Annotated in this window: 18 protein-coding genes; 2 read left to right on the top strand and 16 right to left on the bottom strand. The window is 72.5% G+C overall.

What is annotated here, in order from left to right; genetic code table 11:
- Nucleotides 1-24: 24 nt before the first annotated feature.
- From FM125_RS06070 to coaD, 8 genes are all read right to left on the bottom strand, one after another.
- Nucleotides 25-1,242 (bottom strand): glycosyltransferase family 4 protein, encoded by a 1,218-nt coding sequence (locus FM125_RS06070; protein WP_087133982.1) that lies wholly within the window; start codon nucleotides 1,240-1,242, stop codon nucleotides 25-27.
- Nucleotides 1,235-2,392, bottom strand: a complete 1,158-nt coding sequence (locus FM125_RS06065; protein WP_245829843.1) for an LCP family protein — start codon at nucleotides 2,390-2,392, stop codon at nucleotides 1,235-1,237. Before FM125_RS06065 ends, FM125_RS06070 begins: the two co-directional genes overlap by 8 nt.
- Nucleotides 2,393-2,453: 61 nt before the next feature.
- Complete coding sequence (gene mutM, locus FM125_RS06060) at nucleotides 2,454-3,347, bottom strand: bifunctional DNA-formamidopyrimidine glycosylase/DNA-(apurinic or apyrimidinic site) lyase (protein WP_087133981.1); 894 nt, start codon at nucleotides 3,345-3,347, stop codon at nucleotides 2,454-2,456.
- A gap of 7 nt (nucleotides 3,348-3,354) precedes the next feature.
- Complete coding sequence (gene rnc / locus FM125_RS06055) at nucleotides 3,355-4,017, bottom strand: ribonuclease III (RefSeq protein ID WP_067188847.1); 663 nt, start codon at nucleotides 4,015-4,017, stop codon at nucleotides 3,355-3,357.
- Between the two features lie 73 nt (nucleotides 4,018-4,090).
- A complete protein-coding gene (gene rpmF / locus FM125_RS06050; protein ID WP_067188743.1) occupies nucleotides 4,091-4,294 on the bottom strand; it encodes a 50S ribosomal protein L32 in 204 nt (67 codons plus the stop codon).
- A 2-nt stretch (nucleotides 4,295-4,296) separates the two neighbouring features.
- Nucleotides 4,297-4,866, bottom strand: a complete 570-nt coding sequence (locus FM125_RS06045; RefSeq protein ID WP_067188745.1) for a YceD family protein — start codon at nucleotides 4,864-4,866, stop codon at nucleotides 4,297-4,299.
- Between the two features lie 115 nt (nucleotides 4,867-4,981).
- Nucleotides 4,982-5,890 carry a UTP--glucose-1-phosphate uridylyltransferase GalU gene (galU, locus tag FM125_RS06040; RefSeq protein ID WP_070639755.1) on the bottom strand — a complete coding sequence of 303 codons (909 nt, stop codon included), beginning with the start codon at nucleotides 5,888-5,890 and terminating at the stop codon, nucleotides 4,982-4,984.
- Nucleotides 5,891-5,988: 98 nt separating this feature from the next.
- Nucleotides 5,989-6,456, bottom strand: a complete 468-nt coding sequence (coaD, locus tag FM125_RS06035; protein WP_067188748.1) for a pantetheine-phosphate adenylyltransferase — start codon at nucleotides 6,454-6,456, stop codon at nucleotides 5,989-5,991.
- 48 nt (nucleotides 6,457-6,504) lie between these two features.
- Between coaD and FM125_RS06030 the strand changes: the two genes are divergently transcribed.
- Nucleotides 6,505-7,749: an aminotransferase class I/II-fold pyridoxal phosphate-dependent enzyme gene (locus tag FM125_RS06030; protein ID WP_087133980.1), complete on the top strand. Its 1,245-nt coding sequence runs from the start codon at nucleotides 6,505-6,507 to the stop codon at nucleotides 7,747-7,749.
- Between the two features lie 140 nt (nucleotides 7,750-7,889).
- Here the strand turns inward: FM125_RS06030 and rsmD are convergent, their stop codons facing one another.
- From rsmD to FM125_RS06010, 4 genes are read right to left on the bottom strand one after another with little or no spacing between them, the layout of a single operon-like run.
- Nucleotides 7,890-8,450 (bottom strand): 16S rRNA (guanine(966)-N(2))-methyltransferase RsmD, encoded by a 561-nt coding sequence (gene rsmD / locus FM125_RS06025; protein WP_087133979.1) that lies wholly within the window; start codon nucleotides 8,448-8,450, stop codon nucleotides 7,890-7,892.
- A 10-nt stretch (nucleotides 8,451-8,460) separates the two neighbouring features.
- Nucleotides 8,461-10,674, bottom strand: a complete 2,214-nt coding sequence (locus tag FM125_RS06020) for an ATP-dependent DNA helicase RecG (protein WP_087134018.1) — start codon at nucleotides 10,672-10,674, stop codon at nucleotides 8,461-8,463.
- The gene (locus tag FM125_RS06015; RefSeq protein ID WP_087133978.1) at nucleotides 10,661-11,662 is read right to left on the bottom strand and encodes a DAK2 domain-containing protein; all 1,002 of its coding nucleotides are present in this window, start codon (nucleotides 11,660-11,662) and stop codon (nucleotides 10,661-10,663) included. The genes FM125_RS06020 and FM125_RS06015 overlap by 14 nt, the downstream gene beginning before the upstream one ends.
- Nucleotides 11,659-12,858 carry an LCP family protein gene (locus FM125_RS06010; RefSeq protein ID WP_070639761.1) on the bottom strand — a complete coding sequence of 400 codons (1,200 nt, stop codon included), beginning with the start codon at nucleotides 12,856-12,858 and terminating at the stop codon, nucleotides 11,659-11,661. Before FM125_RS06010 ends, FM125_RS06015 begins: the two co-directional genes overlap by 4 nt.
- Before the next feature lie 108 nt (nucleotides 12,859-12,966).
- On the opposite strand from FM125_RS06010, the gene FM125_RS06005 reads away from it, so the two are divergent.
- Nucleotides 12,967-13,455, top strand: a complete 489-nt coding sequence (locus FM125_RS06005) for a DUF3515 family protein (protein WP_245829842.1) — start codon at nucleotides 12,967-12,969, stop codon at nucleotides 13,453-13,455.
- A 156-nt stretch (nucleotides 13,456-13,611) separates the two neighbouring features.
- Here the strand turns inward: FM125_RS06005 and FM125_RS06000 are convergent, their stop codons facing one another.
- Genes FM125_RS06000 through murA form a run of 4 tightly spaced genes read right to left on the bottom strand, consistent with a single transcriptional unit; the run spans nucleotide 13,612 to nucleotide 17,835 of the window.
- Nucleotides 13,612-14,736, bottom strand: a complete 1,125-nt coding sequence (locus FM125_RS06000) for a D-alanine--D-alanine ligase family protein (protein ID WP_087133977.1) — start codon at nucleotides 14,734-14,736, stop codon at nucleotides 13,612-13,614.
- Nucleotides 14,733-15,770, bottom strand: a complete 1,038-nt coding sequence (locus FM125_RS05995; RefSeq protein WP_087133976.1) for an NAD(P)H-dependent glycerol-3-phosphate dehydrogenase — start codon at nucleotides 15,768-15,770, stop codon at nucleotides 14,733-14,735. Before FM125_RS05995 ends, FM125_RS06000 begins: the two co-directional genes overlap by 4 nt.
- Nucleotides 15,767-16,510: a lysophospholipid acyltransferase family protein gene (locus FM125_RS05990; protein WP_087133975.1), complete on the bottom strand. Its 744-nt coding sequence runs from the start codon at nucleotides 16,508-16,510 to the stop codon at nucleotides 15,767-15,769. The genes FM125_RS05995 and FM125_RS05990 overlap by 4 nt, the downstream gene beginning before the upstream one ends.
- Nucleotides 16,510-17,835 (bottom strand): UDP-N-acetylglucosamine 1-carboxyvinyltransferase, encoded by a 1,326-nt coding sequence (gene murA, locus FM125_RS05985; protein ID WP_087133974.1) that lies wholly within the window; start codon nucleotides 17,833-17,835, stop codon nucleotides 16,510-16,512. The genes FM125_RS05990 and murA overlap by 1 nt, the downstream gene beginning before the upstream one ends.
- Between the last annotated feature and the right edge of the window lie 170 nt (nucleotides 17,836-18,005).

The raw sequence follows: 18,005 nt of genomic DNA, 5'->3' as shown, positions 1-18,005 counted from the left end.
GGTGACGGGACGGTTCCTGAAGGCTCAGATCCGCGGCCGGGAGAACCGGCCGCGGCGCCGGAGGACGGTGCGCGAGAGCAGCTCGGCGTAGCGGTGGCCGATGGTGCTCAGGTCGGCGTGGCTCGCCACCCAGCCGCGGGCTGCGCCCGTGGTCCGGGTCGACGCGGGGTCGGCCCACAGCGCTTCGAGGTGCGCGACGAGGTCGTCCACCGTGGGACCGACGACGTCTCCTCCACCGGCGGCCTCGACGACTGCGGCCGCCTCCCCCTGGATCTGGGCCGTGACGTGCCGGCCGATGGAGAGCAGCTCGTAGGTCTTCGACGGCACGGTGTGGAGGAAGCTCGCCCAGTCCGGGCGCAGGCACACCATCACCGTGTCCGCCCAGGCGTAGTGCTCTCGGGCGGCCTGCCCGTGGACCGCGTCGAGCATCTCGACGGGTTCGCCCCGCCTGCGGTTGAGCGCGAGGAGTTCCTCGCGTCGGGTGCCCGAGCCGACCATGCGGACACGCACCCCTGGCGCGCGGGAGCGCAGGCGTGCGGCGGCCTCGACCAGCCGCTCCAGTCCCTGCGACTCACCGTGGTTGCCCAGGTAGAGGACGTGGAGCTCGTCGCCCGGACGGCGGTCCCGGGGAGGCAGGGCGGGGATGGCGTCCAGCGCCACGCCGTTGCCGAGGGTCTCGACGCAGGCGATGCCGCGTGCACGGAGGGTCTCGGCGAACCCTGCGGTGACGGTCACCACGAGGTCCGCACGGCGCTGGGCGCCTCCGACGATGCGCTCCATGAGCCGTCCCAGCGGTCCGCTGCGCAGGCCGGCGTCCCGGGCGAGGTCCGGCCAGGCGTCGCGCATCTCCAGGACCAGCGGCAGGCGCCGCAGCACGGCGAGCGCCCGGCCGGCGACGACGGTCGGCAGTGCAGGCACGGTGGCCACGACGACGTCGGGCCGGGTGGCGGCCAGCCCGAGCGGGATGCTCTGGATGGCGTGGATCACGGCGTCGGCGAACCGCGCGTTGCGCCCGCCGGACTCGGCGCGCCGTGAGCGCGTGCGCAGGACGGTTTCGCCGTGTTCGCCCCGTTCGCTCCGCGCGGCGTGGTCCGGGGCTCCGGGGGCGAGGACCGTCACGGACCAGCCTTCGGCGACGAGTCCGCGCACGATCGCCTCCCACCGCCGGGCCGGCGGCGTGGCCTCCGGGGCGTAGGAATGGGTCAGCAGAAGGACCCTCGGGGCCGTCTCGCGGTCAGCCACAGGGGTCCTCCACGGCGGGCACGGGAGCAGGGGTCGCCGGCGCGGGGCTCGACGCGCCGTCCGAGGAGGAGGGCGCGGCGGACTCGGAGGCGCGGCGCTCGGCCCTGCGGCGCTCGGCCGCTTCCTTCTCCTCGCGCTCCACCTCGCGGAGGTAGCCTCCGAGGTCGTCGCGCGCGTAGGCGGCCTTGAGCCGGTCGAGCTGCTGCTCGTCCGGGAGGACGACCTGCTGGCCGGACTCCTCGACGGCACCGCCGGCGTTGGGGATGGTGAACATCTCGACGTCGTCGCTGCCGATGGACCGCAGGTCCCAGCCGTATCCGGCCACCCGGCGCGAGTCGAGTCCTTCGTCCACCGTCAGGTGGCGGGAGAGGGTGGAGACCACGTCCATGGTGCGACGGGGGTCGGCGAGCACGTCGACGCTGAGGAACCGGTCGAGCGCGCCGAACACGACGCGCTGCTGGTTCTCGACGCGGGTGAGGTCGCCGCGGGCGAAGGCGTGCCGCTCGCGCACGTACCGCAGCGCCGCGGTGTCCTGGAGCAGGATCTCGCCGCGGGGGAAGTAGCTGGGGTTCCTGACACCGGACGAGAAGGCCGTGGGGTTGCAGACGGACACGCCGCCGAGGGCCTCGGTGACGCCGCGGAAGCCCTGGAAGTCGATCTCGACCAGGTGGTTGACCTCGATGTCCAGCAGCTCCTCGACCGTGTCCACGGTCAGTTCATAGCCGCCCTTGGCCAGGGCCGAGTTGATCTTGCCCTTCCCATGGCCGGGGATGTCGACGTAGAGGTCGCGGAGGATCGACATGACGTAGACGCCGCTGCGGTCCTCCGGGATGTGGACCACCATCATGGTGTCCGAGCGCTCCCCCTCCACGTCAGCCGAGCCGTCCTCGCCGCGAGAGTCGGAGCCGAGCAGCAGGACGGTGACCGCTCCACCCTCGCCGTCGGTGACGTTGGGCGCGGAGACGGTGCGGCGGTTGTCGTCGTAGCTGCGTGCCAGGGCTCCGGCGTACAGTGCGACCAGCACGAGAGCGACCACCACGACGGTCGCCAGGGCCCCGAGCACCCAGGGCCAGCGGCGCCGCCGGCGGCGGTCCGGCTCGGCGTGCCGGTCGCTGAGCTCGTCGAGCTCTGCGGGCTCACGGGAGGTCACCGGCATCTCTCCTGTCGTACGGGCGGGGGCTGGGAATCAGTGTAGGCGGGCGTGGTGCCCCTCAGGTGCGCGGACGCGGCTGGCAGCGGCGGCAGCGATGGGAGGAGCGGCCCATGAAGGCCTCCCGTACGATCACCCCGTCCCGCCCTTCGTCCCGGCAGCGGGGGCAGGGCTCCCCTGTCCGACCGTAGGCGTTGAGCGACCGGGCGAAGTATCCCGAGCGGCCGTCCACGTTGACGTAGAGCGCGTCGAAGCTGGTCCCGCCGACGGCGAGGGCCCGTTCCATGACGGTGGCGGCTGCGGTGAGCACGGCGTGTCCCTGGGCCCGGGAGAGGGTCGCGGTGCGTCGTTCGGGGTGCAGACGCGAGGCCCAGAGGGCCTCGTCGGCGTAGATGTTTCCGATCCCGGAGACGAGGGACTGGTCCAGCAGCGCCCGCTTGAGCCGGGTGCGCGAGCGGCGCCAGCGGTCGTGGACCGCGTCCGGATCGAACTGCCGGTGGAGGGGGTCGAGCGCGATGTGGGCGGCCGTCGTCGGGATCCGCTCGCCGGTCGCCGGGTCGGTGACGAGGCGGTCCAACCACCAGCCGCCGAAGATCCTCTGGTCCACGAAGCGCAGCTCCGCCTCCCGGCCGTCGGCGGCGATGACGGGCAGACGCAGTCGGAGGTGGGGCGGATCCGGGCGTGTCGCGTCGTCGACCCTCACCTGACCGGACATGCCCAGATGCACGACGACGGCCGCCTCCCCCGCCTCGGCCAAGGGGATCCAGAGGAACTTGCCGCGGCGCATCGGCGCCCCCAGCAGACGGCCGTCCAGGGCCGCGCGGAGCGACTCCTCGCCGCCGGGCGAGCGGCGGAGGCTGCGGGGCTCGAGCACATCGAGGCGGCCGGCGTGCGCGCCGGCCGTGAACGGGAGGAGTCCGCGGCGGACGACCTCCACCTCGGGCAGCTCAGGCATCGCCTGATCAGTCCCGCGCGGTCGGCAGGTCGGCCTCGAGCCGCGCCCAGGACTCGGCCGCGGCGTCGCGTTCGGCCTGCTTCTTCGAGGAGGCGACGGCGGAGGCGTACTCGGTGCCGCCGACCCACAGGGTGGCCCGGAATCGCGGGTCATGCGCCGGGCCCTGCCCGACGATCTCGTAGCGCACGTCGCCGAGGGAATGTCGGGAGGCGGCCTCGGCCACCTTCGTCTTCCAGTCGGTGCCGGCACGGGCGATCTGCGGGTCGTCCAGCAGGGGCAGCACATGACGGTGCACGAGGGCCGCTGCGGCGACGGGGCCGTGGTCGATGTAGGCGGCTCCGATCAACGCCTCGAAGGTGTCCGCGAGGATGGAGTCCTTGTCCGCGCCGCCGGTGCGGCGTTCGCCCTCGCCGAGGCGGATGTGGGCCCCCACTCCGAGCCCGCGGCACACGTGGGCGAGCGCATGGGTGGAGACGATCGACGCCCGGCGGCGGGCCAGGTCGCCTTCGGAGAGGGCCGGGAAGGACTTGAAGAGGTGGTCGGTGACCACGTACCCGAGGACGGCGTCCCCGAGGAACTCGAGGCGCTCGTTGGTCGGCAGGCCGCCCTGCTCGTAGGCGAAGGAACGGTGTGTCAACGCCAGTTCGAGCGTCTCGGACGTGATCGTCACGCCGAGACGCTCGAACAGCGGGTCGGAGTCAGGCGCCGCGTGGCGCCCCTGCCGCGGGGAGGCGGGCGCCATCTCAGGCGTCGGCGACCTTGCGGCCCTTGTACTCGAAGAACAGCGGGGTGCCTGCGGAGTCGGTCTTCAGCTCGGCCTGGTGCGGCAGACGGTAGGAGACACGACCGTTCTCGACGGACTTGATCAGGGTCGGGGCCTGGGCCTTCCACTGGGAACGGCGGGCACGGGTGTTGGCACGGGACATCTTCCGCTTCGGGACTGCCACGACTATCTCTCTTCTGTCTCGGGGGTGGAGGTCTGTTCGGTCTCCGCGAGGGCGGCCAGGGCCGCCCAGCGGGGATCCACTCGCTCGTGGCCGTGCCCTTCGGGCGCGTCCTCGAGCCGGATGCCGCAGTCGGCGCACAGCCCTTCGCAGTCCGGTCGGCAGACCGGCTGGAACGGCAGGGCCGTGACCACGGCATCGCGGAGCACGGGCTCCAGGTCGATCGTCTCGTCGACGACCGCCTGCTGGTCCTCGTCGTCCGTCTCGGACGGGTCGGTCAGGTAGAGCTCCTGCAGGTCGACGGTGAAGCCGACCTCGAGCGGGTCGAGACAGCGGGCGCACTCGCCGCGCAGCTCGACGTCCGCCGTCCCCGTGACGAGGACGCCCTCGTGCACGGACTCCAGGCGGATGTCCACGTCCACGGGATCCCCGGCGGGGACGCCGAGGACGGGGATGGACAGCCCCTCGGGGGCGGGCCACTGCTCAGCGACCTCACGCTGGAGGCCCGTGCTGTGCAGCAGGTCCTTCACCGAGATGACCCACGGGGACGCGGCGTCGCGGTGCGGTGCACTCATCTGCTGACGCTCCTCTCGTCTCGTGGGGCAGACCGTACCCCGGGCACACCGGTGCCCAGGGAGAACCGACTGTCCATCATAACCGGTCGCGCGAGCTCGCGGCAACGCGGCACGCTCAGAGGTCGGCGCTGTACTCCTTGAGCCAGGCGGTCATGTCCGCGCCGAGTTCGGGGTGGGCCGTGGCGAACTCCACGACGGCCTGCAGGTAGCCGAGCTTGTCGCCGGTGTCGTAGCGGCGGCCCGTGAAGACCACGGCGTGCACGCCGTGCCCCTCGGCGTCGCCGTCGGCGAGAGTCTGCAGGGCGTCGGTCAGCTGGATCTCGCCGCCGCGGCCCGGAGGGGTCCGGTCCAGGACGTCGAACACCGCCGGATGCAGCACGTAGCGGCCGATGACGGCGAGGGTGGACGGCGCATCCTCGCGTGCGGGCTTCTCCACCAGCCCGGAGACGCGGACGACGTCGTCCTCGCCCTCCACCGCCTCGACGGCTGCGACGCCGTAGGAGGAGACGGCCTCCTCCGGCACCTCCATGAGGGCCACCACGGAGCCGCCGTAGCGGGCCTGCACCTCGAGCATGCGCTCGAGCAGCGGATCCTCGGCGTGGATGATGTCGTCCCCGAGCAGCACGGCGAAGGGCTCCTGGCCGACATGACGGCGCGCACAGGCGACCGCGTGGCCGAGGCCGAGGGCCTGACCCTGGCGGACGTAGTGCATGTCACCGACGAGGTCCGACTCGCGGATCATCTCGATGCGACGGGTGTCGCCCTTCCTCTCCAGAGTCGCTTCGAGGGCCGGGTGACGGTCGAAATGGTCCTCCAGGGCGCGCTTGTTGCGGCCTGTGATGACGAGGATGTCGTCCAGGCCCGCGGCCCGGGCCTCGCGCACGACATACTCGATGGCTGGGCGGTCCACGACCGGCAGCATCTCTTTGGGCATCGCCTTGGTGGCCGGCAGGAAGCGCGTGCCGAGGCCGGCGGCCGGGATGACGGCCTTGCAGGCGCGGCGGGCGGAGTCCGGAGCAGACATGGTTCCCCTTCCAGGCGGCCGGGTGCCGCCGTCGAGTTCGGGTGCGGTGGTCTGTGTCGAGTCTATGCGAGCGCGGATGACGCGCCGATGAGAGGGCCTCAGCCCACGAACCGCTGCATCACGGCGGTCGGGACGAACTCGGACACGTCGCCGCCGAGGCCGTGCACCTCCTTGATGAGCGAGGAGGACAGATGCGTGTAGCGGGGATCAGCGGAGAGGAAGACCGTCTCGATACCCGTCAGATGGTGGTTCATCGTGGCCATCGGCTGCTCGTACTCCAGGTCCGTGCCGTTGCGCAGCCCCTTGACGATGGCGTTCGCGCCGGCCTCGCGGCAGAACTCGGCCAGCAGCCCGACGCCCATGGGTCTGACCACGACGCCCGCCAGGGACGAGAAGGTGGACTCGACCATCTCGATGCGCTCCTCCATGGAGAAGCGGTAGGTCTTCGCCGGATTCACGGATACGGCCACGACGACCTCGTCGAAGAGGTTGGCCGCACGCGCGATGACCTCCACGTGGCCGTGGTGGAGCGGGTCGAAGGATCCGGGGCAGACGGCTCTGAGCATGGATCCAACCTATCCCACGTGCCCGGAGCGTTCAGTACAGTCGAGCCCATGGCACCCCCGTCGTCCCACGATGTCCACACCCCGTCCGCCGACGCCCCTGCCCCACGCTGGCGGGCGACGGCGGAGGCCGCCGGCCTGCTGAGGCACGGCGTCCCCGCGCCGACGGTCTTCGAGACCATGACGTCCCTCGCCCTCGAGCACGACGCCGTGAACCTGGGCCAGGGGTTCCCGGACCAGGACGGGCCGGACGAGCTGCTCGCCCTGGCCGCCGATGCCGTCCGCACCGGCTCCAACCAGTACGCGCCGGGCACCGGCTCCCCCGCCCTCCGGCAGGCCGTCGCCGAGCACCGCCGCCGCCACTGGGGTGTGGACGAGGACCCGGACACGCAGGTGCTCGTGACCACCGGCGCCACCGAGGCCATCGCCGCCGCGGTCCTCGCGTTCGTCTCCCCGGGCGACGAGGTCGTCACGGTCGAGCCCTTCTACGACGCCCACGCCGCCACGATCGCCCTGGCCGGCGGCCGCCACGTCACCGTCCCTGTGGGCCCGCCGTCCTTCCTCCCGGACCCGGACGAGGTCGCTGCGGCCTTCACGGACCGCACCCGCATGCTCATCCTCAACACGCCGCACAACCCCACCGGAGCCGTCTACCCTCGGCCGCTGCTCGCCCGCCTGGTGGCCCTCTGCGCGGAGCGGGACGTCCTGGTGCTCACGGACGAGGTCTACGACCACCTCGTCTTCGACGGCGAGCACGTGACCGGCCGCGCCGTCCCGGGTTCCGAGGACGTGGTGCTCACGGCGTCGTCGGCCGGCAAGTCGCTGGCGGTCACCGGCTGGAAGGTCGGCTGGCTGACGGGTCCGGCGGACCTCGTCGCCGCGGTGAGGGCCGTGAAGCAGTACCTGACGTTCTCCTCCGGGCCGGCGTACCAGCTGGCGGTCGCCGAGTACCTGCCCCGCGCGGACGCCTATCTGGCCGAGCAGCGTGAGCGCTACCGCGCCGGACGAGACCTGCTCGTCTCCGGTCTCCGTGCCGCCGGGCTGGACCCGGTGGTGCCACAGGCCGGCTACTTCGTCACCGTGGACCTCTCCCCGTGGGGAGTGGAGGATGCCCGGACCGCCGCCGAGGACTGGATCCGCACGGCAGGGGTCTGCTCCATCCCGGTCTCGGCCCTGTGTCGCGCGGACGGCGACACCATGCGCTCCTGGCTCCGCCTCGCCTTCTGCAAGGACGCCTCAGTCATCGGCGAGGGCATGGACCGCCTGGTCCGGCACGCGGCCTCGCTGCGCGGCTGAGCCCGCCTCCTTTCCGACGACGGCCCCTCGGCCTCGGCCTCTGCATCCCCCGGTCTCGTGGCCGGGCGGCGGCCGACTGGGCCGAGGCGCCGTCGTCGTGGTGGCAGGCCCGGAGGGCCGGGGTGCCCGACGGCCACGGCTCAGCGCACGTCCTGCCAGAAGTAGAGCGCGGTCTCGCCGTAGGTGCGCACGTCGACCTCCTCGAGACCCTCGGGACGGGTCGGCGGCGCGCTGCGTGCGGAGCGTTCGAGCACGAGCAGCCCTCCGGGGGTCAGTGACGCGGCCGCCGACACGAGGACGCCGTCGAGTTCCGGGCCGTCGAGCGGATAGGGAGGATCGGCCAGGATGAGGTCGGCCTCCGTCCGCCCTGCGAGGAAGCGCTCCACCGACTGGCCGAGGGCTGTGCCGGCACGCCGGCCGAGGGCCCGGTTGACGGCATCGGTGTTGCGGCGGCAGACCTCGAGCGCCGTCCGGTCCCGCTCCACGAGGGTGGCGGAGCGGGCGCCGCGGCTGAGGGCCTCCAGGCCCAGTGCGCCGGAGCCGGCGTAGAGGTCGAGCACGACCGTGTCCTCGCACCAGTCGCGGGACTGGAGCCAGGAGAAGAGGGCCTCCTTGGTCCGGTCCGTGGTCGGACGGGTGTCCGAGCCCCGGACGGAGGCCAGGGGCATGCCGGAGGCGGCGCCGGCGATGATGCGGCTCATGGCAGGTCGGTCATCCCTTCTCGGCGTAGTCGGCTGCGTGGGCGTGGGCCGCCTCCCAGCGCCGGACCTCCGCGACGGCACCGGGCCAGCCCTCGAGGCCGGCGTCCGCGGTGAGCGCAGCGGAGACCGCGTCGGCGGCCAGGGAGACGAGGCCGGCGTCCGCCACGACGTCCAGGTGGGCCAGACCGGACTGCATGCCGGACTGGGCCGCGCCGAGCACGTCGCCGACGCCGCGGCTGCGCAGGTCCTCCTGCGCGATGAGCATGCCGTCGTCGGTCCGCTCGAGGACCTGGAGCCGGTCGAGCGAGGGGTGTCCGTCCGGCAGGCGGGTGACGAGCAGACAGACGGCGGGGTCGGGGCCGCGGCCGATGCGGCCCCGGAGCTGGTGGAGCGTGGAGAGGCCGAAGTCCTCGGCGTCCAGGACGGCCATGACGGTGGCGTTGGGGACGTCCACACCGACCTCCACCACGGTGGTGGCCACGAGGACGTCGGTCTGTCGCTCCGCGAACGCGCGCATGACGTCCTCCTGCTCCGCCTGGTCCATGCGGCCGTGGACCATGTCCAGGCGCACGCCGGACAGGGCCGGCAGGTGCTCCAGGCGGCGGACCATCTCCTCCACATTGGCATGGGCGGGGTCCCCGGGGTCCGGGTCGATGCGCGGGCAGACCACGAACGCCTGGTTCCCCGCGGCCACGTGCTCGGCGATCAGCTCCCACACGCGGGCGATGATCCGCGGGCCGTGGGCCATGCGGGCCACGTGGGTGGACACGGGCTGCCGACCGCGCGGCAGACCGCGCAGGACGGTGAGGTCCAGGTCGCCGAAGACGGTCATGGCCACCGACCGCGGGATGGGCGTGGCGGACATGACGAGCAGGTGGGTGCCGGGGTTGGCCTCGCGCAGCGACTGGCGCTGGTCCACGCCGAAGCGGTGCTGCTCGTCCACCACGGCCAGGCCGAGGTCGAAGAAGCCCACCGTGGAGGAGAGCACGGCGTGCGTGCCCACGACGATGCCCGCCTCCCCCGAGGCCAGCTTCAGCAGGGCCTGCCGCCGCTCGGCGGTGCGCTGGGAGCCGGTGAGCAGCACGACCTCGGTGGCGGGTCCGTCCGCGGCGGCGAGGGTGCCGCCCTCGGCCAGCTCGCCCATCAGGGCCAGCAGGCTGCGGTGGTGCTGCTGGGCGAGGACCTCCGTGGGGGCGACGAGGGCGGCCTGCCCCCCGGCGTCGACCACCTGCAGCATGGCGCGCAGCGCGACGAGCGTCTTGCCCGCTCCCACATCCCCCTGGAGCAGCCGGCTCATGGGCTCGCGGGAGTCGAGGTCCGCGGCGATCGCGGCGCCGACCTCCTCCTGGCCCGCGGTGAGCGCGAAGGGCAGCCGGGCGTCCAGCGCCTCGAGCAGTCCGCCGGGCCGCAGCGGGCGCGGGGTGGCCAGAACAGTGCGGGCATCGGCGCGGCGCACGGCCAGGGACGCCTGGACCACGCAGGCCTCGCGCAGGGCCAGCGCCCGGCGCGCCGGGCCCACGTCGGCGAGCTCCGCCGGGGTGTGCAGGTCGCGGTAGGCCTGATCGATGGGCGGCAGCGGCGCGGGCAGGTCCAGCTCGGCGGCGGCGCGGGCGCGCAGGTCATCGGTGAGGACCTCTGGCACGGCGGACCAGTCCACCGCGTCCAGGACGGTCATCACCGCGGTGCGGACGACCCAGCTGGGCAGCTTGCCGGTGGCGCGGTAGAGGGCGAGGGGGCGCAGGTCGGCCTCGGTGGCCTCGGCGTCGTCGGCCAGGAGCGTGAAGTCCGGGTTGTTCAGGGTCACCCGGTCCCGGTAGACCGTGGTCTTTCCCTGGAACATCGCACGCCGTCCCGGCACGAGGCGGCGTCGGGCGTCGTGGCCGTTGAAGAAGGCCATGGACAGGGACGCCCCGGGGCCGGCGGGGGTGTCCGGGTCCGCCACGGTCACGTCCACGATGAATCCGCTGCGGCTGCGCATCCGGCGGGTGGTGACGGAGCGCACCTCGGCCACGACGGTGACCTCGGCGTCGATCGGCAGCTGGGCGATCCGGGTCAGCTCGCCGCGTTCGATCCAGCGCCGCGGGACGTGGTCGAGCAGCCCGCCGACGGTGGTGATCTTCAGCTCGCGGGCGATCCGGTCCGCCGTCTTGCCGCCGAGGACGCCGGACAGCGGCAGGTCGAACGGGTGGGTGGCCGCGCCGACGCCGGCCTCAGCGCCCGCCATGGGCATGGGCGTGGTCGTCGTGGCCGCCGGTCAGGTCGCTGACGCGCAGGTCCTGCGGCTCGCCGGCCTCGTGCAGCAGCGACTCGACGGCCTCCGCTTGAGGCACATGCACGTGCACGCGCCACGGGACGGGGCTCTGGGGGTCCTCCCCGCGGCGTGTCGGCGCCACGATGACCGAGTCTCCGACCTCGGTGAGCCGGTGGCGGAGCGTGGCCGCTCCGATGGGGTCGAGCTCGATCGTGCACATGACCTCGACGCCGCCCTCGGCGCCCGCGGCCTCGGCGGTGATTCCCTCCGCATAGCCGTGCAGGCCCTCGGTGAGCTCGGTGTCCGGGTCCTCGTCCAGCATCACGGCGCGCAGCGCCTCGAAGACGAGGAGCAGCCCGACGGCGCCCGCGTCCACGACCGCGGCCCTGCTGAGCTCGTCCAGTTGCCACTCGGTCGCCTCCACGGCCGTCCGGGCATCGCGCACGCAGGCGCTCACCGTCTCCTCGAGCACGGCCCTCGTCTCGACCGGCCGGTCCTCTGCGACGGCTCGGCGCAGGGTCTGCGCGACGCTCTGCCGGACGACGCCCAGGACGGACAGCATCGTGCCTTCCCTGGGGTCGGACAGGGCCGTCCGCGCCGCGGTGTCCGCCCGGTGCAGGGCCGCCGCCAGCGCCGGTGCGGTCAGGGCCTCCAGGCCGCGCAGCGGATCCGCCATCCCTGCCACCATGACGGCCAGGAGGGTGCCGGAGTTGCCCTGCGCGGAGGACAGCGCCGCGGCTCCGGCGCGCGCGAGCGTGGCACCGATGTCCACGGGGCCGTCCTCCTGGCAGTCCACGGCGGCGTGGGCGGCAGCCATGGTCGCGTGCATGTTGCTGCCGGTGTCCGCGTCCGGCACCGGAAAGACGTTGAACGCGTTCAGCCGTTCGGCGGCCTGCCCGAGCAGCTGTTCGGAGCAGGCCAGCCAGCGGACGATGCGCGGGGGCCTGGGGGTGTGCGTCACTGATCGAGCACCTCGTCCAGAGTGCCGGTGCGGATGCCCTCGCCGATGCGGCGGATGGAGGCCCAGTCCGGCCACACGACGGCCTGATCGCCGGCCCATCCCGCGCCCAGGGTCGGCACGGTGCTCACGTTGATGTCGTCGCTTCGGACGTTGCGCATGGACCAGGCCAGATCGAACAGCCTGCCCGAGTCGAGGCTCTCGTCGAACGTCAGGTAGGGGGCGAGCGCGTTGACCGAGTTCCGCACGGAGTTGGGGTCCGTGAGGGTCGTGCGGGACATGGCCTTGGTGATGATCGCCTTCACCAGGCGCTGCTGGTTCTCCACGCGGGAGTAGTCGCCGTCGCCGAAGGCGTAGCGCTCGCGGGCATAGACGATGGCCTCCTCGCCGCTGAGGTGGATGTTGCCCTCAGCGAAGGAATGGCGCCCGCTGGTGAAGGCCCGCGGGTTGTACAGATCGACGCCGCCGAGGGCGTTCACCAGGTCGCGGAAGCCGACCATGTCCACGGCGACCACGTGGTCCACGCGGGCCTGGAACATGTTCTCGATCGTGGAGACCGCCAGCGGCACGCCGCCGAGCTGGTATGCGGCGTTGAGCTTGCGGTCGCCGTGCCCGCGGATCGGCAGCCAGGTGTCACGCATGATGGACATGACCTGGATGTTCTCCCGGTCGCCGGGGACGTGGACCCACATCATGGTGTCGGAGCGGCCGATGCCGGTGATGCGGGCGATGTCCGTGTCCTCGCCGTCCGTGAGATCACCGGAGTCGGCGCCCAGCAGCAGGAAGTTCACGGCCTTGCCGTCGATCTCCTCGTCTGAGCTGGAGGCCTCCGGGCCCTGGACATCGCCGGGGCCGGTGACCTCGGGCATCACCACGGAGCCGTTGTTCCCGCCTGCTTCGGCTCCGCCGGAGCCCTCGGAAGTGCCGCCGCCGGAGCCGTCCTCCGCCCCGTCGCCGCGGCCCTGCCCCGCACCGCCGCCGAACTGCGGGCGCAGGGACTCCTCGGGGAACACGCTCCCCTCGAACTTCTTGACGTCGTCCACGGTCTTCGCGATCCCGCCCACGTAGACGGCCACCACGGCGCCGGCCGCGATGAGCGCCAGCAGCAGCACGCCGACGACCACCATGAGGCCACGGCGGCGCCGGCGCGGACGCCGCCCGGTGTTCGGTTCGGTCGTCTGCTCAGTGGAATGGCTCACGTGGTGCGCTCCTGGGGCTCGGGAGGTCATGGCCGCGCTCCCGTGGCGCGGACGTGTCAGGAATACGCCTCCATGCTAGCGGCCGTTCCCGAGACTAGACTGGACGTCGTGCGTCCTCTCCCCGCCTCCAGCGCCCGGGCCGGCCTCGTCCTGGCCGGCGTCGTCCTGCTCGCCTCCGGCTGTGCGGACGGCCGCATCGCCTCCGTCTCCGCGGCCGAGAACGCGGCAGACCCGGCCTGCGCCCCGGCGATGATCGCCATGCCCGACGAGATCGGCGACCACTCACTCCGTCCCACGGACAGCCAGGCCACCGCGGCCTGGGGTGATCCCGCCGCCGTCGTCCTGCGCTGCGGCGTGGAGCCGCCGGCACCCACCACGGATCAGTGCATCTCCGCCGAGGGCGTCGACTGGGTCGTCAGCGAGGAGGGCGAGAACTGGCGAATCACCACCTACGGCCGCTCCCCCGCCGTGGAGGTGCTGTTCGCCCAGGATCGGGTCAGCTCCGACAGCGTCATGGTCACCCTCGCCTCGGCGGTCGGCCGCATCCCGGCCGAGCGCGGCTGCGTGAACCTGCAGGACGCCGACGAGGTCGGCTGAACCGACGTCGAGGCGCTCCATGGTGCACTGGAGCACTGACGCGGGTGCACCCCGGCACTGACGCGCTGATCACCGGTCCGACGTCCTGGGGACCGGTGCGGGTGCGCGGCCGTCGTCGTCCCGTCCTCCAGCGGAGGGATGCGGCCGGGCCGGTCCTCAGTGCAGGCCGGCGCCGCGCTCCAGGGCCAGCTCGACGAGCTCGGTGATCAGCTGCGAGTAGGGGATGCCGCTGCGCTCCCAGAGCGCCGGGTACATGCTGATCGGAGTGAAGCCGGGCATCGTGTTGATCTCGTTGATCACCCAGCGGCCGTCCGGGGTGTAGAAGAAGTCGCAGCGGGCCAAGCCGGCGCCGTCGATGGCCTCGAAGGCCCGCACGGCGAGCTCCTGCAGGCGTGAGATCTCCTCCTCCGGCATTTCTGCGGGGCAGGACAGCTGCGCGGCGTCGTCGTCCTGGTACTTGGCCTCGAAGTCGTAGAACTGGTGGTCGCCGGTCTGTTCCACCACCACGATCTCACCGGGCAACGACGCGCGCGGGACGTCCGTGCCGTGGCCGTCCAGGACGGCGCACTCGATCTCCCGGCCGAGGATGCCTGCCTCCACGACGACGCGCGGGTCGAACCGGCGCGCCTCCTCCACCGCGGCGCGCAGCTCGGCGGGCTCGGCCACGCGGGTGATGCCGAAGGACGAGCCGGCACGCGCAGGCTTGACGAACAGCGGATATTCGAGGGAGCCCGCGCGCTCCAGGGCGGAGTCGGCGTCGCGCTGCCAGTCGCGGTCCGTGATGGTCTCCCAGGGTCCGACTTCCAGGCCGGCGGCCTGGAAGGCGACCTTCATGAAGTGCTTGTCCATGCCGACGGCGGAGGCGAGCACGCCGCAGCCCACGGCCGGCAGGTTGAGCGTCTCGAACAGGCCCTGGACGGTGCCGTCCTCGCCGAAGGGACCGTGCAGCAGCGGGAAGACGACGTCCACCCGACCCAGACAGGCTCCGTCGGCGTCCACGAGCTCGGTCGTGCCGTCCGAGGCCGCGCGCAGCGAGACCGGACGGGTCGGCTCGGGGACCTCCGGCAGGGAGCCGTCGCGCAGGCTCCACTGCGTGGGGTCCATGTCCTCGACGGACCACAGGCCCGAGCGGGCGACACCCACCGGAACCGGCTCCCACCGTTCGGTGTCGATCTCGCGCAGGACGTTCGCCGCGGTCACGCAGCTGACGGGATGCTCGCTGGAACGGCCGCCGAACAGCAGAAGGACGCGCGGACGCTCGGTGACGGCGGAGGTGGTCATGCGCGGTGTCCTTCCGATTTCAGGTTGCGGGAGAGCAGCAGGTCGGCCAGTGTCGCGACCTCGAGACGGCCGGACACGACCGCGTTGATGGCTTCGCTGATGGGCATCTCGACGTCGTGGCGGCGGGCCAGGTCGACCACGGCGGACACCGACTTGATGCCCTCGGCGGTCTGCTTCATCGAGGCGACGGCCTCGTCCACTCCCATGCCGGTGCCGATGAGGCGTCCCGCGCTGCGATTGCGGGACAGCGGCGAGGCGCAGGTGGCCACGAGGTCTCCGAGACCGGCCAGGCCGGCCATCGTCTCCGGGCGGCCGCCCACGGCGATCGCCAGACGCGTGGTCTCGGCCAGGCCGCGGGTGATCACGGAGGCCTTCGAGTTGTCCCCCAGGCCCTGGCCGTCGCAGATGCCGACGGCGAGGGCGATGACGTTCTTGACGATGCCGCCGATCTCCACGCCCACGACGTCCGTGTTGGTGTAGGGGCGGAAGGTGCGCCCCGCGGTCATCGCGGCGATGGCCTCCGCGGTCTCCGCGGACTCGGATGCGACGACGGTGGCGGTCGGCTCGCCACGGGCGATCTCGAGGGCCAGGTTCGGACCGGACACGACGGCGAAGCGCTCCGGGGGCACGCCGAGCGCAGAGGCACACACCTGGGACGGACGCTCGCCGGTGCCGCGTTCGAGGCCCTTCACCAGGGAGACCACGATCGCGTCCTCGGCGATGGAGTCCTTGACGGTGGTGAGCGTCTCGCGGACGTGCTGGGCGGGCACGGCGACCACCACGACGGCGGCGTCGGTCACGGCCTCGTGGATGTCGGTCACCGCGGAGATGTTCTCCGGCAGATCGATGTCCGGCAGATACTCCGGGTTGCGATGCCCCAGGGTGATGGCGTCCGCGATCTCCCGGCGGCGGGACCAGAGCACGATCCGGTCGGCACGGCGTCCCTCCGGGGAGGTGCTGGAGCCCATCACGGCGGCGAAGGCGGTGCCCCAGCTGCCGGCGCCGAGGACGGCGACGCGTCCGGGGCGGCTCACGCGGCGCCCTCGCGTCGGCCGGTGCGCATGTCCCACCTGCCGGCCGGCGGATGCTCGCCGCGGAGCTCGGCCACGAGCGCGGTGAGCGCGTCCATCATGCGGTCGGTCCCTGCCTTGAGGTCCTCCCGGGTGGGCCTGCGGCCACGCAGGTCGGACAGATCGACGGGCTCGCCGACTGCAATGCGCAGACGCTTGGGCGGGAACAGCGACGGCTTGCCCTTGTACGGCAGCACCTCCTGCGTGCCCCACTGGGCGACGGGCACGAGCGGAACACCGGTCTGCAGCGCCAGGCGCACGGCACCGGAGCGGCCGGTCATCGGCCAGCCCTCCGGGTCGCGGGTGACGGTGCCCTCGGGGTAGACGATGATGACGCCGCCCTCCGTGAGGACGTCCCGCGCGGTGTCCAGGGACTTGGCGGCGTCCCCGCCGCGCTCCACGGGGATCTGGCGCAGGCCCGTGAGGATCTGCTGCAGCGGCGCGACCTTCCACAACTCGGCCTTCGCCAGGAACGTCGGCACCAGGCCCTGGTTGTAGACCATGTGGGCGATGTCCAGCGGATCGAACTCGGAGATGTGGTTGGCCACGACGATCGCACCGGTCTTCGGCAGCCGCTCCGTGTGCAGCCACTGCTGGCGGGTCAGCAGGCGCATGGCGGGACGCACGATGGCCGCTGCCGCGGCGTAGCCTGCGCGGACGCCGAACGGTGCCCGCGAGCGCGGGGACTTCTCCCGGCGCGCCATCAGGACTCGTCCGAGAGCTCGACGTCCGCGCCGAGGGCGAGCAGCTTGTCCATGAAGTGCTCGTAGCCGCGGTTGATGATCTCCAGGCCGGTGGCCTTCGAGGTCCCCTCGGCCGCCAGGGCGGCGATGAGGTGGGAGAAGCCGCCTCGCAGGTCCGGGATGTCGAAGGTGGCGCCCTTGAGCCGGACCGGACCCGAGATCACGGCCGAGTGCAGGAAGTTGCGCTGGCCGAACCGGCACGGGATGGAGCCGAGGCACTCGCGGTGCAGCTGGATGGAGGCGCCCATGCGGACGAGGGCGTCGGTGAAGCCGAAGCGGTTCTCGTAGACCGTCTCGTGCACGATCGACACGCCCGTCGCCTGGGTGAGCGCCACCACGAGAGGCTGCTGCCAGTCGGTCATGAAGCCGGGGTGCACGTCGGTCTCGAGCACGAGCGGGTTCAGCTCACCGCCGGCGTGCCAGAAGCGGATGCCCTCGTCGGTGACGTCGAACTCGCCGCCGATCTTGCGATACGTGTTCAGGAAGGCGGTGAGGTCGCGCTGGGAGGCGTGGCGCACGAAGATGTCTCCCCCGGTGGCCAGGGCCGCCGAGGCCCAGGAGGCGGCCTCGTTGCGGTCCGGCAGGGCCGTGTGGTTGTAGCCGCGCAGCGTGGAGACGCCCTCGATGCGGATGGTGCGGTCGGTCTGGACCGTGATGATCGCACCCATCTTCTGGAGAACGGCGATCAGGTCGTGGATCTCCGGCTCGACGGCGGCGCCCTTGAGCTCGGTGATGCCCTCGGCCTTCACGGCGGTGAGCAGGACCTGCTCGGTGGCGCCCACCGACGGGTAGGGCAGCTCGAGCTTGGCACCGTGGAGGCCCTTGGGGGCGGAGATGGAGATGCCGCCGGGGCGCTTGTCCACGACCGCGCCGAAGTTGCGCAGGACCTCGAGGTGGTAGTCGATCGGCCGGTCGCCGATCTTGCAGCCGCCGAGGTCCGGGATGAAGGCCTCCCCGATCGCATGCATCAGCGGGCCGCAGAAGAGGATCGGGATGCGGGAGTCGCCGGCGTGCGCGTCGATCTCCGCGGACTTCGCCTGCTTGACCCCGGCCGGGTCCATGGTGATGGAGCCGGCCTGGCTGTCCCAGTCGACGGTCACACCATGGAGCTCGAGCAGGGCGCTCACGACGTCGACGTCCTTGATCTCCGGGATGCTGCGGAGCACGGACGGGGTGTTGCCCAGCAGGGCGGCGACCATCGCCTTCGGCACCAGGTTCTTGGCGCCGCGGACGGTGATCTCTCCGGTCAGGGGCTTGCCGCCCTGGATCGTGAGCAACTTGGCCATAGCAGTGGTCCTCCCTCGCCGCGGGGTGGCGCAGCATCGGTTCATGCCCACCGCCGGGCGGCGGGCCAGGTCTCTGCCGACCGGGACGCGCGGGGGCGCCCGGGCCGGAAATCACCCTTCAGCATAGGCGGTACCGCCGGTCCCGACACAGTGGCGCTCCGCTCCGGCAC

It is taken from the genome of Micrococcus lylae (assembly GCF_900163825.1).
Classification (GTDB): Bacteria; Actinomycetota; Actinomycetes; order Actinomycetales; family Micrococcaceae; genus Micrococcus; species Micrococcus lylae.
Note: the sequence above shows the minus strand (reverse complement) of the source record. Positions and strands in the feature narration are given on the sequence as shown.